The sequence below is a fragment of the Halobacillus sp. ABA4_118 genome (assembly GCF_056160205.1).
Genome location: NZ_JBSWWS010000001.1, coordinates 2352680 through 2366024, shown reverse-complemented (window position 1 = coordinate 2366024; position 13345 = coordinate 2352680). Strand labels below are relative to the sequence as shown.

Sequence of the window (13345 nt, the reverse complement as noted above, 5' to 3'; positions counted from 1 at the left end):
AGTTCTCTAACATCGAACAAGACTCTCCTTCACCCAGATCGCCCTTGTTGGATGGAGAACAGTCTTTTCCGTATTCCGGCAGGCAGCCATCATCAGCGCTTGTTCTTTCCCTTCTTTTCCACGCAAGCGGCCATAGCGCAACTCATGCCGTTCTTTGGAATCTGCGAACCTGCATAGGGCGCAGTCTTTCTCCTCTATATTTTAACGTCGGCACGAGTAGCGTTCGGTGGTGATGCCTGCGAAAACAGCACGGGCCGAAGATCCACTTGGGCAGACGATCTTCCTGACCAAGTTAGCTGAGGACGTGCCCGCGGCATTCATCCACCGATAAGCGGAATGTGACCCTTCCCACGACAAATGGACAACTCTAACTGGTCGACACAGGCTTTTTCTACAGCCAAAACCCGCTCCTGATTCCAGGAGCGGGTTTTGGCTCAACAAAGTTCCCGATGATTCCCTCTTCCGTCGATGGCCATCAGTATTTCATTCTTGCCTCCACCCCGGATGAGCTGATCGCTGGTAACGTCTGCGTCAGCTATCCAACGGTAGGCGGAACGTGGCTCCCTGTGAAAGTAAGGGGGTCTTGTTATAACCGTTTGTTTGGCACAAGGTGAGTTAAGCGTCTTTTATTTCTGTTCAATAGACTGATAAATGCTGTCGTACTTCCGGGCGCACTCCAGATCGAGTTCTGTCAGGCCCCCGGCATTCCAGGAGGTCAGTTTTAACGTCACCATCTTATAATCGATGCTGATGAACGGATGGTGCTGGATTTCCTCAGCATACTCCGCAATCAAATTGACAAAACGGACGCCTGTTAAGAAATCCTGGAATCGATAGCGTTTCGCAATGAATTTCTCATCGGTCAGCTTCCATCCATCCAGCTCAGCCACTCTCTCCAGCTTGGCTTCTTCCGGAATACGCGTTTCATCCATCCTTATCCCTCCATTGATGATTCACTGTATTTCATAAATGCATCCAGATCGGCTGTGCATAGTTCCACGGCATGTTCCCAGAACTCTCTTTCCTCGAGATTGACACCGAGATGTTTCCAGGCCAGTTCCTCTACCGTCATCTTCCCTGTATCCCTCAGCAGCGCTGTGTAACGCTCTTCAAATTCAGGTCCGGTCTCCAATGCCTTCGCATAGATTCCCACGCTGAACAGATAGCCGAAGGTGTATGGGAAGTTGTAAAACGGAACATCGGTGATGTGGAAATGAAGCTTGGATGCCCAGAACGTCGGATCATACTCTTCCAGCGTTTCCATATAGGCTTCCTTCTGTGCTTCCACCATCAATTCATTGAGACGTTCCTGAGGTACGATTCCCCTCCTCCGTTCTTCGTAAAACCGTGTTTCAAACAGGAAACGGGCATGGATATTCATAAAGAAAGCCACACTGCTCTGTACTTTTTCCTCGAGAAGCGTCATCTTCTCTTCCTTCGTGGACGCTTCTTTCACGGCGGCATCGGCTACGATCATTTCTGCAAACGTAGAGGCTGTTTCAGCTACGTTCATCGCATAGCCCTGATTCAATACAGGAAGGTCATTCATGACATGCTGATGATAGGCATGACCAAGTTCATGAGCCAGTGTGGCGACACTGGAGGGGCTGCCGGAGTAGGTCATGAAAATTCTTGTTTCTTCACTATCCGGAAAGCTGGTGCAGAATCCACCCGGCTGCTTCCCAGGACGGTCCTCAGCCTCTATCCAGCCTTTCTCAAATGCCATCTCAGCAAAATCGGCCATTTTAGGGCTGAACTTCCTGAACTGCTCGATAATAAAGGAGGCCCCCTCCTGAAAGCTCTTTGTACTATCCGTCTTTCCGACAGGAGCTTCCACATCATAAAAACGAAGCTGGTCCACACCCAGAAGTTCTGCTTTTCTTCTCATATATGGAATGTAGGCCTGCTTATAATCGGTGATGACGTTCCACATGGTCTCAAGCGTCTCGGCACTCATCCGGTTGTAGTCGAGTGGCTCCTTGAGGACATTCTCCCACCCTCTATGCTTATAAGTTTGAAGGCGGAACCCAGATAAATGATTCAATGTTTCACTGAATACGTCCGCTTCGTTCTGCCACGCCTTCTGCAATTGATCAAAAGCTTCCTTGCGGACAGAACGGTCGGGGGAATCCAATTTATTGGAGGCCTGCCCAACCGATAAGGACCTGCCTTCCACTTTGACAGACAATTTAGCGACAAGCCGGTCATACATGAGCTCCCATGCGTCGTAGCCATCAACACTAAGGTCATTGATTAACGATTCCCGTGACGCATCCAGCTTATCTGCAGCCTTCTGTCTCCGCTCATCAAGCACGAAGGACAGTTCCTTCAGCGATGGCTGCTGTAGAAGCGAAGTCCAGATTTCATCATCAATGGTGATGAACGTCTCATCGAGCTGAACCAGCACATTATTCAGACGGGCTCCCAGTTCACTCCTCTTCGCCAGCCATTGACCAGCTCCAGTATCGTTCACATCCTGAGCCTGCAGACAGCTCGTAAAGGCACTGAATTCTTCAAGCTCTTTCACAGCCACCTGAAGAGCCTCTATCATGTGATGTAATGGTTCCGTTTCATCTGTACTGGACGGCGGCACAAAGGATGGAATAAGCGATTCAAGCTCCTCCAGATGAACCTCCAGCTGCTGGACATAGTTTTTTAATTCACTGGAATGGCTGCCGCCTTGAAAAAGACTGTCCAGATTCCACGTCATTGCATAGGTAGACATAAGCGTTTCCTCTCCCATCTATTATGGATTGCTTCTTCCATTATATCAGAGGTGCAAACTCCCTTTACGTGATGACACATAAAAATCACCGACATGAAAAAGTTGCATTTTTGTAATATAAATGAAACCTTTCTGACTATTCAATCGTCATATAGAGTAGAACAAAAAAACACATAGGAAGATGACATTTATATCTTTAAGGAGCGATGACATTGAAAAAACGTATGGAATACGACCGAACAGAAATCGTGAGTGTAGCCGGAGGTTCCGTTTTTCTCACTCTTGTCCTTTATCTGGCCATCTATGTCATGTGATTTGCAACGAGCGCCTCTCTTCCCTCAGGAGAAGGTGCTTTTTAGTTCCTTTGATTAGAAGTCCAGCCTCCTCCTCATTATAATAAGAAGAAGAAAGAAACATGGAGGAGGAAATATTTTGTTTGAAAACCATCGCGGATGGCAGAACATGCTCCAAAAAGATCAGATATCTTTTGGACTGACGATACCGATTGAAAATTACGATAAAGAGACACCGCTCATGGACGATCAAGTCCAGAAGGCGCAGATGGCAGAAGAACTCGGTTTTCACTGTCTATGGCTGCAGGACGTCCTTCTTGAAGATCCAACGTTTGAAGACCCGGCAACCGGGCAGATCTTTGACAGCCTGATCTACTTAACCTACCTGGCCTCCCACACCCAGTCCATCAATCTCGGGACAGCCGCATTGGTCATGCCGCTCCGCCACCCTTTACGGACAGCAAAGGAGCTGGCAAGCATTGAACGCTTGTTTCCCGGACGTCTCATGGCCGGCCTATCCTCTGGAGACCGGCGGAAGGACTTTGAAGGATTGAACATCCCTATCATGGAGCGCGGGGCATGGTTCAGAGAAGCCTACGATTTCTTTGCGAAGGCCTTATATGAAGAGTACCCGGAAGCCTTCTCCTCTTTCGGCAAGCTTGATAAAGCCAACCTCGTTCCTAAGCCGCCGAACCGGATTCCTGTTTTTATGACAGGCTATTGTCAGCAGACGCTCGACTGGATTGCTGAACACGGAGATGGGTGGATGTTTTATCCTCAGCGTCCAGAACAGCAGAAACAGACGATTGACATGTACAGGGAAAAAGTGAGAGGCTTCCACGGCGATGTTTTCCGTCCCTTTTTCATGCCTCTTCCTGTCATTCTTTCTGAAAACCCTGGAGCCCCTGTCGAAAAAATTCCTGCCGGTTATCAAACCGGACGCGAAGGTTTAAAGGATATTATCGAACAGTACCGTTCCGCTGGTGTGAACCATATGATGTTCGGCCTTTCCAAAAACAAACGACCGACAGCTGAGGTAATGCAGGAAATTGGCGAAGATATCCTGCCCTATTTCAAATGACACGGAAAGGAATGATGATATGAAACCGGAGATTATGCTTCTCGGCACTTTTCATATGGCTGTGGAGCCGGAAATGATCCATAAGCATAGAGATGAACTTTCTTCCCTGACCGCTTCCTTGAAAGAATGGAAACCGACAAAGATTGCGGTGGAAAAATCTTTTTTCCTTGAAGAAGAACTCAACAAAAGGCTGGAGCAGTTCCTAACGGGAGAGCAGGCACCTGCGTACGATGAAGTGGAACAGATCGCTTTCCCACTTGCAGCCTCCCTTGAACAGAATCACCTCTATCCTGTTGACGAGATTGTGGATATGTCCACCCCTTCCCTTGAGCAGGTATTCTCCTGGGCGGGAGAGCATCAACCGGAGCTTCTCAAGGATATTCTTTCCATACAGAAGGATGTAAAGCAGATGGAGGATAAACAAACACTGGCGGGCTATTTCCATTACATTAATCACGAGGGTTACAAAGAACAACTGCAGCGCGTCTATATGAAGTTGACCCGTGTCGGGGACCGCCAGCACCAAATTGGTGTCCACTGGCTCAAACAGTGGCACCACCGCGACTTAGCCATGGCCGCCAACATCCTCCGCACAGCTGCACCCTGGGACCGTGTCCTTGTTCTCGTCGGTGCCGATCACCTTCATCTGGTGGAACAGTTTCTCCAGGAAAGCGGCGATGTGATCATCCAGGACGTCGTCCCCTACCTTCCAGAAAAAAAGAACGTTTGACCCCCTTTGTTCTGCGGGAAAGAAAAAACCCTGAACTCCAATGGAGTTCAGGGTTTCCTTATTTTTAATCCGTATCTTTATCTTCAAGAGCCTCGAGGGCGGAACGCTTTTTCTTTTTCTTACGGTTTTTCCAGCGCTTAATGTGAATGGTGGATGGCTCATAGTCGTCAGACTCACGAATATCCGTATTGGACGCCTTCATAAACGACCAGGCGAGCAGGAACATGATGATAATGAGCGGGAAACCACCGACGATACTTGCTGTCTGCAGCGTATCCAGTCCACCGAGGAACATGAGAGCGAGCGGCATGATACATAACGCGAACGCCCAGAACAACCGGTTCCAGCGAAGCGGTTCACCTTCTACACTTCTCTGTGTCACAGACGCAAGAATGTAGGAGGAAGAATCAAAGGTCGTGGCAAGGAAAATGATAGCCAGGACCGTAAAGATCAAGACAATGAAATCAGCCAGCGGCAGCTGGTTCATAATTTCAATAATGGTTGCCGGTGCCCCGTTATCGTTCATAAAGGCAATGGCATCAAATTGACCTGAAATCTGCAGGTAAAGTCCGAAGTTCCCCATAATTCCGAAGAAAAGGACACATCCGATTGTTCCGTAAACCATCGTCCCGAGGATCATTTGACGGATGGTACGTCCTCTGGAAATACGGGCAACAAATAAACCGACAAACGGAGCGTACACGAGCCACCATGCCCAGTAGAACACGGTCCAGTATTCAGGGAAGCTCGTCTTCTCAAACTGGCCGAGGTTTCCGAACGGCTCCATCCATGTAGCCATGCGGAAGAAGTTATCTGCAAGAAGTCCGAGAGATGTGAACGTCGTTTCACTCATAAAACGGGTCGGACCGAAAATGAAAATAAACGCAAGCAGGAAGATGGACAGCCATAAGTTCACATCACTAAGGATTTTAATCCCGCGTTTCAATCCTGAATAGGCACTGATTGCGAAAATCAACGTACAAAGCAGCATAATCCCACTTTTCAGACCGAGCGTTACAGGGATGCCAGTTAAATCATTGACCCCCTGTGCAATCATCGGTGTTCCGAGCGCAAGCGTCGTTCCCGCACCGCCAAGAAGTCCGAACATAAACAGGACATCAATAATTGTACCGACCGGGCCGTCCACCGTATCACCAAGGACCGGACGTACGGCTTCAGATACTTTCAATACCGGCTTTTTGCGTACATAATAGAAATAGGCAATCGGCAGTGCCGGCAGCGTGTAAATCGCCCAGGCGATAGGTCCCCAGTGGAACATGCCGTAAGTAGAAGCCCACTTGATGGCTTCCTTCGACTCCGGCTCTACGCCGAAAGGAGGTCCCTGATAATAATACGCCCATTCAATGACTGCCCAGTAAAGAATACTGGAACCGATCCCGGCAGCGAAAAGCATCGCAGCCCAGGAGAATGTACTGAATTCAGGTTTTTCTCCTTCATCTCCGAGTTTGATGGCTCCATTTTTACTGAAAGCGACATAGATTAAAAAAGCAAAAATGACAAATCCAAGAACCATATAAAGAACGCCGAAATTCTCTGTCATAAATGTATTGGCTTGAGACACCACTTCTTTCCCTGCCTCAGGGAAAACAATTAACGGAACGGTAACTCCGAGCAGTAATATTAAGGCCCCAATAAACGTAGGCCAGTCAATAAGCTTCATTTTCAAGTGACATACATCCTTTCCTATACCTTCGTTAAGTAGTTTGAACTGCAAGGGTTAAAACATGCAATGCGGGGGATAAATCAGAGGATTAAGTAAATCGTACAGAATAAATTGTACCAATTGTATAGACAGAAGGCAAATCTAGATGTAAATCTAATACCCCATCCCGGGTAGAATATTCCTATTCAACAGATTTTCCGCCGGCATTCGACCAGAATGGACACTTGACTGGATGAGGAAAGGAGGAGGAGGAGAAAAATGGACAGATTGGATAAGGGAGTGGAAAAATGGTTCGGCCCCTTGCTTTTACCCCTGTGGACAGCCATTCCTATTGAAGTATGGCTGCTATTAAAAAAACCCCCGTTTTCGGGGGTTGAAGTGACGATGGTGATCATGGGCATTCTTTTTTTGGTGTTCGCAGGGACTGTAGAAACAGCCGCTGAAGAACCCAGGTCCCGCGTCTTCGGCTTTCTATATCTGCTGGCAGCCGTCTTCTTTGCTGCGGCAGGTCTTTACCGCTGGCTCTTCTAAATTATATAAAGAACAACCACGGGAGAATCATCGGGATCATAATGATGATCGTTACAATCAGCCACGCACTGGGATTATCGCTTGTCACCTGTTTGCGGTAGGACATGGCCCAAGCTGTGAGGAGCAGGACCGTCATCATCATACTGCGCAGATGAAGGTCTCCGTCTTTATTATTCATAAATATGTACACGCCGCCTTCGACAATGATCAATATTCCGACTAAGATGTTAAAAATATGGGTGAACCAGCTATTCATCCGTCTGACTCCTTCCACTTATGGTTGCCTGTATCCTTTCCAAGTATAGTACAACCTTATTCTTTTAGGAAGAATGCCATGGAAGGCGGACGAAGAAACGCCGCCTCAGCGTTTACAATTGATTGATCAGTCCCTCCAGCTGCGGAGTGATTTCAAGCCGCTCATGATCATTCTGCAGCACGTGCCAGAAATCTTTGTAAAAATAGGCTTCCAGCACGACCTCACGGGCACTGGATATGCGGAGCGCCCCCAGCACCTGTGTCCCTTTTTTCTCTCCTGCACTTGACGGACACTTCTTCATTGCTTTGAAAAACGACCGTATGTCTTCATCCGTGTCCATTTGGTAGGATGTGCGTTCTCCATCCAAGTCATAATAAGTAAGCGTCATCGGACGTTGGTAATCGCTCCATGAGTGGTGGGTAATATCATCCCGTTCAAAAGATAAAGGGCTGAAAAAAAACGTGTGGTGTATGTACCAGGTCGACAACACAAGAAAGGCAGCCAGTACTGCTGACGTCACTAATTTTTTCTTCACACATGCCATCCTTCCTGATTATTTCTTTGTATAGACAGGACCTGTTATTTTTTCCGCCAGGATTTCTTTCTCTACCTCTCTATACGACATGGAAGGGAAAAACGTTTCATAAATCTCAACGTTCCCTTCCTTATCTCATGATTGTCAAATCAAAAAGGTATCGAGCGAATTTTACGAAAACATGGTTTGCTTCGGGATTTATTTCCTCTACAATATAAAGAAACAACGAAAGGGGACCAGGCATGACGTCTACCAACCAGCACATCCAGCACCACACAGAAAAAAACCAAAACAAAGCGCGGCTTCTCATCAGTTGTACAGATCAACCGGGTATAGTGGCTGCCATTTCCACATTCCTTCATGAACACGGAGCAAATATCGTGGAGTCCAATCAATACACAACACACCCGGATGAGGGGACATTTTTCATACGCATCGAATTTGCCGCTTCGGATATGAAAGAAAAGGAAGAAACGTTCCAGGAAGGGTTCAAGGAAATTGCTGCCCAATTCCATATGAAATGGCGGCTGACATTTTTATATAAACTCAAGAACATGGCCATCTTCGTTTCCAAAGAACTCCATTGTCTTCGAGAGCTTCTTTACGAATGGGAAAGTGGTGGTCTTATGGCGGATATCCCTCTCGTCATCAGCAACCACAGGGAAGGAAAGGAGCTCGTCGAATCCTTCGGCATCCCTTTCTACCATATTCCCGCAAGTAAAGAGATCCGGCACGAAGTGGAAGAGGAACAACTGAAGCTTTTGAAGGAATACGACATCGATGTCATCGTACTTGCACGATATATGCAGATTCTTACTCCACATTTCGTGTCGACCCACCCATCGAAGATCATTAACATCCACCATTCGTTCCTACCCGCCTTTATCGGAGCGAATCCACATAAACGGGCGCATAAACGGGGCGTTAAGCTGATAGGAGCCACCTGCCACTATGTAACAGATGACCTTGATGAAGGCCCTATCATTGAACAGGATGTCATCCGTGTCGATCACCGTAACCACATCGACGATTTAAAAAAGAAAGGCCGGTTGATTGAACGTACTGTTCTAAACCGAGGTGTCAAATGGGACCTTGAGGACCGCGTCATCGTACACGAAAACAAAACCATCGTATTATAAATCGAAAAAAACCAGACCTCCTTCTGACAAAGACAGGAGGTCTGGTTTTTTTTGTCTCATCCATGCATACAATGGTGTAAAACTTCTGGGGAGATGATGGAATGCTCCATACGGTAAAACCGGGAGAAACCCTCTATCAAATATCAAGAGATTACCGGATGTCGCTGACAACCATTTTAGCCGTCAATTCCATTCCTAATCCGGATGTAATCAGGGTCGGACAGAGAATTACAATCCCAGGGTACCCACCTGTAGAAACCCAGTCGTACCAGTTGGATGTTTCCATCAATGAACGCCTGCTGAGGCTCTACAAAAACGGGCAGTTCGTAAAAGAATATCCAGTGGCTGTCGGGCGGATGCTTTATGAAACACCGATCGGGGATTTTATTATCCTGAATAAAGCCCCCGATCCCGGCGGACCATTCGGAACGATGTGGATGAGCTTATCAAAAGAACACTACGGCATCCACGGAACGAACAATCCGTCCTCCATTGGAAAAGCTGTATCGCGCGGATGTGTACGGATGTACAATGAAGACGTGGAAGAACTGGCGCTCACGATTCCGAACGGCACCCCCGTCACCATCCATTTATAACCTATCCCTGCACTTCAGACGTACTCTCCACTTCTGTTCCCTGCAGGGCCTGAGTGGCAAGCCGGTCGCATTCACGGTTGTCCTTCCTTGAGATCAGATGGTAGGACGCCTCTATGGACATGGCCCTAAGCTTCCCATCGATCCGGTCCGCCCATTCATGAAGGGATTGTTCCATCGTCGGCCATTCCTCCTTCATTTGATTGATGACAACCTGGGAATCACCGATAAAGCTTACAGGCATATGCTGAACCCCCATCGCCTCCAGTTCCTGTACAGCAAAATAAAGAGCAGCGTACTCCGCCTCATTATTCGTTTCCATTTCCTCGACCGCGGCATTTTTCCTTAGACGCATAAACCGGCCGTCCTGCTCATAATAAATCGCGCATCCCAGACCACCCTTCCTGTCATTCCTGTCGAACCCTCCGTCAAAATACACTCGTATGTGATGGGGCTCGGCGTCCACTTTGGCCATATACTTCTTCAGATCCTTCAATTTCCATGAAGTATCATAATCATCAATAAATGCGATATCCTTCAATCGTCCTGTTTTTTCAAGGTCTTCCGCTATAAGAAGCGCTTCTCCAGGAGAAACAGATTCAGATTTGAAAAAGACTTCCGTTTTGTTTTTCGCACGGTATGTAATTTCTACGTGTATGTTCATAAGACTCCACCTTTCCACTTCCATGTAAGTTCCTGTTCTTATAATCTGCCTATTTCCCGTCTATCTTATCACTTCAAACGGAAGAGAACGAAAAAACCGGAGACTGAATGCCTCCGGTTTTCCTGCTTAATTATGGAAGGATTTTTCCTTTTCCCTCAGTTCGATCCTTCGTATTTTACCCGAGGTTGTTTTGGGAAGTTCTTCGATAAACTCAATTTTCCTCGGATATTTATAAGGGGCCGTATGCTCCTTCACATGAGTCTGCAGCTCCTGAACGATTTGACTGTCTTTTTCATACCCGGACTGCAGCACAATGAATGCTTTTACAATATTGCCCCGGACTTCATCCGGACTTGCAACTACGGCACATTCCCGGACAGCCGGATGTTTGACGAGCGCATCCTCTACTTCAAATGGTCCGATCGTATACCCCGAGCTGATAATGATGTCATCACTGCGCCCTTCAAACCAGAAGTATCCATCCGCATCTTTTTTGGCTTGATCTCCAGTAATATAGTAATTGCCTCTCCTTGACATTTTCGTCCTCTCTGGATCTTTATAATACTCTTTAAAGAGCGCCGGGGTATCCAAGTGTACAGCAATATCTCCCACTTCATCCGTCCCGACAGGCACCCCCATTTCATCCACGATTTCGACTTGGTTGCCTGGTGTCGGGCGTCCCATCGATCCCGGCCGGACTTCCATATCCTTCATAATCCCAACGAGAAGTGTATTTTCCGTCTGGCCGTATCCGTCCCTGACAGTCACTTGAAAATGCCTCTGGAAGGTGTCGATGACTTCTCTGTTCAAAGGTTCCCCCGCTGACACGGCACTGTGAAGATGGTTCAGACTGTACTCACTCAAGTTATCCACTTTCGCCATCAAACGATATTCCGTCGGCGTACAGCAGAGCACATTCACATCGTGTTTGTCCATGATATCCAGGTAGACATTCGGATCGAATTTCCCTTGATAAACGAGTCCCCTTGCACCCGTCCCCAGCACAGATAAAAACGGACTCCAAATCCACTTCTGCCATCCTGGACCAGCTGTTGCCCACACGGTATCTCCATCTTCAATGGCCAGCCATTGATAAGCCGCTGTTTTCAGATGGGCATATCCCCATCCATGCGTGTGAACGACCCCTTTTGGATTTCCGGTAGTTCCTGAAGTATAGGAGAGGAATGCCATATCTTCACGACCCGTGTCAGCAGGCGTCATCGTTACGCTGTAATCTTCCATCAGACTGTCTAGGTGATGCCACCCTTCCTTCTGTTCACCGACGGAAAACCTCACAAGCTCATCGTATTCGCGGATCCCTTGAAACTGATCTGTATAAGGAGAATAACTGACAACGCCCCGGACTTCTCCGTGACTGATCCGGTACTGAAGATCTTTCGTCCTCAGCATTTCAGAACTTGGAATAACGACAAGTCCGGCCTTCAAAGCCGCCGTGTAAACCTGATATGCTTCAATAAGGCGTGGGATCATAACCAGGATCTTATCTCCCTGCTTTAATCCACAGTCAAGGAAAGCGTTTCCAATTTTATTCGCACGTTCCATCAGGCTTTGATATGTAACTTCTTTCGTTTCCCCCTGATCGTTCAACCATAATAAAGCTTTCCTTTCGGCATCGTCTGCATACTTTTCCATTTCAGAAACGACGTTGTACCGTTCCGGGGCGATCAATTCTTCTCGATTCATGTGCCATCCTCCTCCATAATAACGTACTGCATTTTCAACACTCCCATTATACCAATTTATCTAAATCTTTCAAATATTGTTCCTTTTATTCAGAACAATTGACAGATAATTAAAACTTTTCATATACTGGTACTAACTGTAGAGAGGAGTGCGGCAGATGGAGTTTCGTCCAATGAAAAAGCAGCGTGTCATTCGTGGTTTCCCTCTCCTGTTCATTTCAGGAGTGATGTTGGCTTTATTTCTGTCCCTCTCCATCGTAACAAACAATTACAATTACACCGCAGCTTCCGTTGCAAGTGTGGTCATTATGAATGTAGCTCTCGCTTCCCCTTCCATCCGAAAAGACAGAAAAAAGAGCCTCCGGTGATGCCTTCCGGAGACTCTTTTTTGATGTTTATCTCTATATCCGTATCATGTTGATCTTTCATCCAAGTATGACCAGACACGACTGATCGCCGCTGCCATTCGACCGTTCGGGAATGAAGGGATGAGAAGCGCCGTCGGTTTCTCCAGGAGTCAAGCCAGTCGTTTGAAATTCTCCCCAAGAATTTCATTCATGGAGTGAACCGTTATAAACGCCTGCTCATCTACAGCCGTCATATATTTCTTGAGACGGGTATAATCTTTCCGGCTGAGAATTGTAGTGATGACTTCCTTCTGCTCCTGGTTAAACGCACCCTTCGCTTCATGAATGGTAGCACCGCGGCCGAGCTTATTGATGATAAAGTTACGGACAAGCTCACTCTCACGGCTGATAATAACAATCTCCTTGTTATCCTCGAACTGCTGAAGCATATAATCGATCACAAGACCATTGAGGATGACACCAAAGAACGCATACATACCGACCGTAGGGCCGAACAGGAAGATGGAAGATGTGGCAATGGCAATATCAGAGAAAAGCACACCTTTTCCAACTTCAATGGAGAAGAATTTATTTAGAATCATAGCCAGGATATCCGTCCCACCTGTGGAAGCTCCCTGATGAAAAACGAGGGCCATGCCTGAAGCGGCAATAATCTGTCCGATAATCAGCTGAATCAGCAGATCATCACTCAGAGCTTCCTGCATAGGGAAAAAGGCTTCGAGGCCCCAAACCATAAATGAAAGTGCAAAACTTGCATAAATAGTTTTCACACCAAATTGGAACCCTAGGAAAATAAAACCGACGATAAATAAGACAATATTCAAGAGAATCATAATCATTCCAAGGGACAAATCAGGAAAAACCTTATTCAATACGATGGATAAACCACTCACTCCCCCTGTAGCCAGGTCGTTCGGGGACAGGAAGAAGTGGACGTTGGTTGCTACAGCAAGCGCACCAAGATTCATCATTAGAAATGACCACACTTTTTTAAACATCTGAGAGCCTCCTTTTTTGTAATTAATGATAGGATTTTGTCGAAC

The 13345-nt window shown here is 47.0% G+C and carries 14 protein-coding genes; 6 read left to right on the top strand and 8 right to left on the bottom strand.

Annotated elements, in window-relative coordinates:
• Positions 1-626 precede the first annotated feature (626 nt).
• Together ACXAGL_RS11720 and ACXAGL_RS11715 are read right to left on the bottom strand one after the other, a co-directional pair.
• The gene (locus tag ACXAGL_RS11720; protein WP_474991242.1) at positions 627-932 is read right to left on the bottom strand and encodes a 4a-hydroxytetrahydrobiopterin dehydratase; all 306 of its coding nucleotides are present in this window, start codon (positions 930-932) and stop codon (positions 627-629) included.
• 2 nt (positions 933-934) lie between these two features.
• Complete coding sequence (locus ACXAGL_RS11715; RefSeq protein ID WP_474991241.1) at positions 935-2725, bottom strand: M3 family oligoendopeptidase; 1791 nt, start codon at positions 2723-2725, stop codon at positions 935-937.
• A gap of 462 nt (positions 2726-3187) precedes the next feature.
• Between ACXAGL_RS11715 and ACXAGL_RS11710 the strand changes: the two genes are divergently transcribed.
• Both ACXAGL_RS11710 and ACXAGL_RS11705 read left to right on the top strand, forming a co-directional pair.
• Positions 3188-4099: a TIGR03571 family LLM class oxidoreductase gene (locus ACXAGL_RS11710; protein WP_474992369.1), complete on the top strand. Its 912-nt coding sequence runs from the start codon at positions 3188-3190 to the stop codon at positions 4097-4099.
• A 19-nt stretch (positions 4100-4118) separates the two neighbouring features.
• Positions 4119-4829 (top strand): DUF5694 domain-containing protein, encoded by a 711-nt coding sequence (locus tag ACXAGL_RS11705; protein ID WP_474991240.1) that lies wholly within the window; start codon positions 4119-4121, stop codon positions 4827-4829.
• 64 nt (positions 4830-4893) lie between these two features.
• Here the strand turns inward: ACXAGL_RS11705 and ACXAGL_RS11700 are convergent, their stop codons facing one another.
• Positions 4894-6516, bottom strand: coding sequence for a BCCT family transporter (locus ACXAGL_RS11700; RefSeq protein ID WP_474991239.1), 1623 nt, complete (start codon positions 6514-6516; stop codon positions 4894-4896).
• Between the two features lie 255 nt (positions 6517-6771).
• Here ACXAGL_RS11700 and ACXAGL_RS11695 point away from each other — a divergent pair, with 255 nt between their 5' ends.
• On the top strand, positions 6772-7044 hold the full coding sequence (locus tag ACXAGL_RS11695) for a hypothetical protein (RefSeq protein WP_474991238.1): 273 nt from the start codon (positions 6772-6774) through the stop codon (positions 7042-7044).
• A 1-nt stretch (position 7045) separates the two neighbouring features.
• On the opposite strand, the gene ACXAGL_RS11690 is transcribed toward ACXAGL_RS11695, so the two are convergent.
• Both ACXAGL_RS11690 and ACXAGL_RS11685 read right to left on the bottom strand, forming a co-directional pair.
• Positions 7046-7300 carry a hypothetical protein gene (locus tag ACXAGL_RS11690; protein ID WP_474967608.1) on the bottom strand — a complete coding sequence of 85 codons (255 nt, stop codon included), beginning with the start codon at positions 7298-7300 and terminating at the stop codon, positions 7046-7048.
• A gap of 112 nt (positions 7301-7412) precedes the next feature.
• On the bottom strand, positions 7413-7835 hold the full coding sequence (locus ACXAGL_RS11685; RefSeq protein WP_474991237.1) for a hypothetical protein: 423 nt from the start codon (positions 7833-7835) through the stop codon (positions 7413-7415).
• 242 nt (positions 7836-8077) lie between these two features.
• Here ACXAGL_RS11685 and purU point away from each other — a divergent pair, with 242 nt between their 5' ends.
• Complete coding sequence (gene purU, locus ACXAGL_RS11680) at positions 8078-8974, top strand: formyltetrahydrofolate deformylase (RefSeq protein WP_474967606.1); 897 nt, start codon at positions 8078-8080, stop codon at positions 8972-8974.
• Between the two features lie 101 nt (positions 8975-9075).
• On the top strand, positions 9076-9570 hold the full coding sequence (locus ACXAGL_RS11675; protein ID WP_474991236.1) for a L,D-transpeptidase family protein: 495 nt from the start codon (positions 9076-9078) through the stop codon (positions 9568-9570).
• Between the two features lies 1 nt (position 9571).
• On the opposite strand, the gene ACXAGL_RS11670 is transcribed toward ACXAGL_RS11675, so the two are convergent.
• Both ACXAGL_RS11670 and mbcS read right to left on the bottom strand, forming a co-directional pair.
• The gene (locus ACXAGL_RS11670; RefSeq protein WP_474991235.1) at positions 9572-10231 is read right to left on the bottom strand and encodes a reverse transcriptase-like protein; all 660 of its coding nucleotides are present in this window, start codon (positions 10229-10231) and stop codon (positions 9572-9574) included.
• Positions 10232-10357: 126 nt separating this feature from the next.
• On the bottom strand, positions 10358-11935 hold the full coding sequence (gene mbcS / locus ACXAGL_RS11665) for an acyl-CoA synthetase MbcS (protein ID WP_474991234.1): 1578 nt from the start codon (positions 11933-11935) through the stop codon (positions 10358-10360).
• Between the two features lie 157 nt (positions 11936-12092).
• Between mbcS and ACXAGL_RS11660 the strand changes: the two genes are divergently transcribed.
• A complete protein-coding gene (locus ACXAGL_RS11660) occupies positions 12093-12302 on the top strand; it encodes a hypothetical protein (RefSeq protein ID WP_474991233.1) in 210 nt (69 codons plus the stop codon).
• A gap of 149 nt (positions 12303-12451) precedes the next feature.
• Here ACXAGL_RS11660 and ACXAGL_RS11655 read toward each other — a convergent pair whose 3' ends face one another.
• A complete protein-coding gene (locus ACXAGL_RS11655; protein ID WP_474967601.1) occupies positions 12452-13300 on the bottom strand; it encodes a YitT family protein in 849 nt (282 codons plus the stop codon).
• Positions 13301-13345: the final 45 nt, after the last annotated feature.

Coding starts and splice junctions, on each gene's coding strand:
- ACXAGL_RS11720 (WP_474991242.1), bottom strand. CDS start 932: ATGGATGAAACGCGTATTCCGGAAGAAGCCAAGCTGGAGAGAGTGGCT.
- ACXAGL_RS11715 (WP_474991241.1), bottom strand. CDS start 2,725: ATGTCTACCTATGCAATGACGTGGAATCTGGACAGTCTTTTTCAAGGC.
- ACXAGL_RS11710 (WP_474992369.1), top strand. CDS start 3,188: ATGCTCCAAAAAGATCAGATATCTTTTGGACTGACGATACCGATTGAA.
- ACXAGL_RS11705 (WP_474991240.1), top strand. CDS start 4,119: ATGAAACCGGAGATTATGCTTCTCGGCACTTTTCATATGGCTGTGGAG.
- ACXAGL_RS11695 (WP_474991238.1), top strand. CDS start 6,772: ATGGACAGATTGGATAAGGGAGTGGAAAAATGGTTCGGCCCCTTGCTT.
- ACXAGL_RS11690 (WP_474967608.1), bottom strand. CDS start 7,300: ATGAATAGCTGGTTCACCCATATTTTTAACATCTTAGTCGGAATATTG.
- purU (WP_474967606.1), top strand. CDS start 8,078: ATGACGTCTACCAACCAGCACATCCAGCACCACACAGAAAAAAACCAA.
- ACXAGL_RS11675 (WP_474991236.1), top strand. CDS start 9,076: ATGCTCCATACGGTAAAACCGGGAGAAACCCTCTATCAAATATCAAGA.
- ACXAGL_RS11670 (WP_474991235.1), bottom strand. CDS start 10,231: ATGAACATACACGTAGAAATTACATACCGTGCGAAAAACAAAACGGAA.
- mbcS (WP_474991234.1), bottom strand. CDS start 11,935: ATGAATCGAGAAGAATTGATCGCCCCGGAACGGTACAACGTCGTTTCT.
- ACXAGL_RS11660 (WP_474991233.1), top strand. CDS start 12,093: ATGGAGTTTCGTCCAATGAAAAAGCAGCGTGTCATTCGTGGTTTCCCT.
- ACXAGL_RS11655 (WP_474967601.1), bottom strand. CDS start 13,300: ATGTTTAAAAAAGTGTGGTCATTTCTAATGATGAATCTTGGTGCGCTT.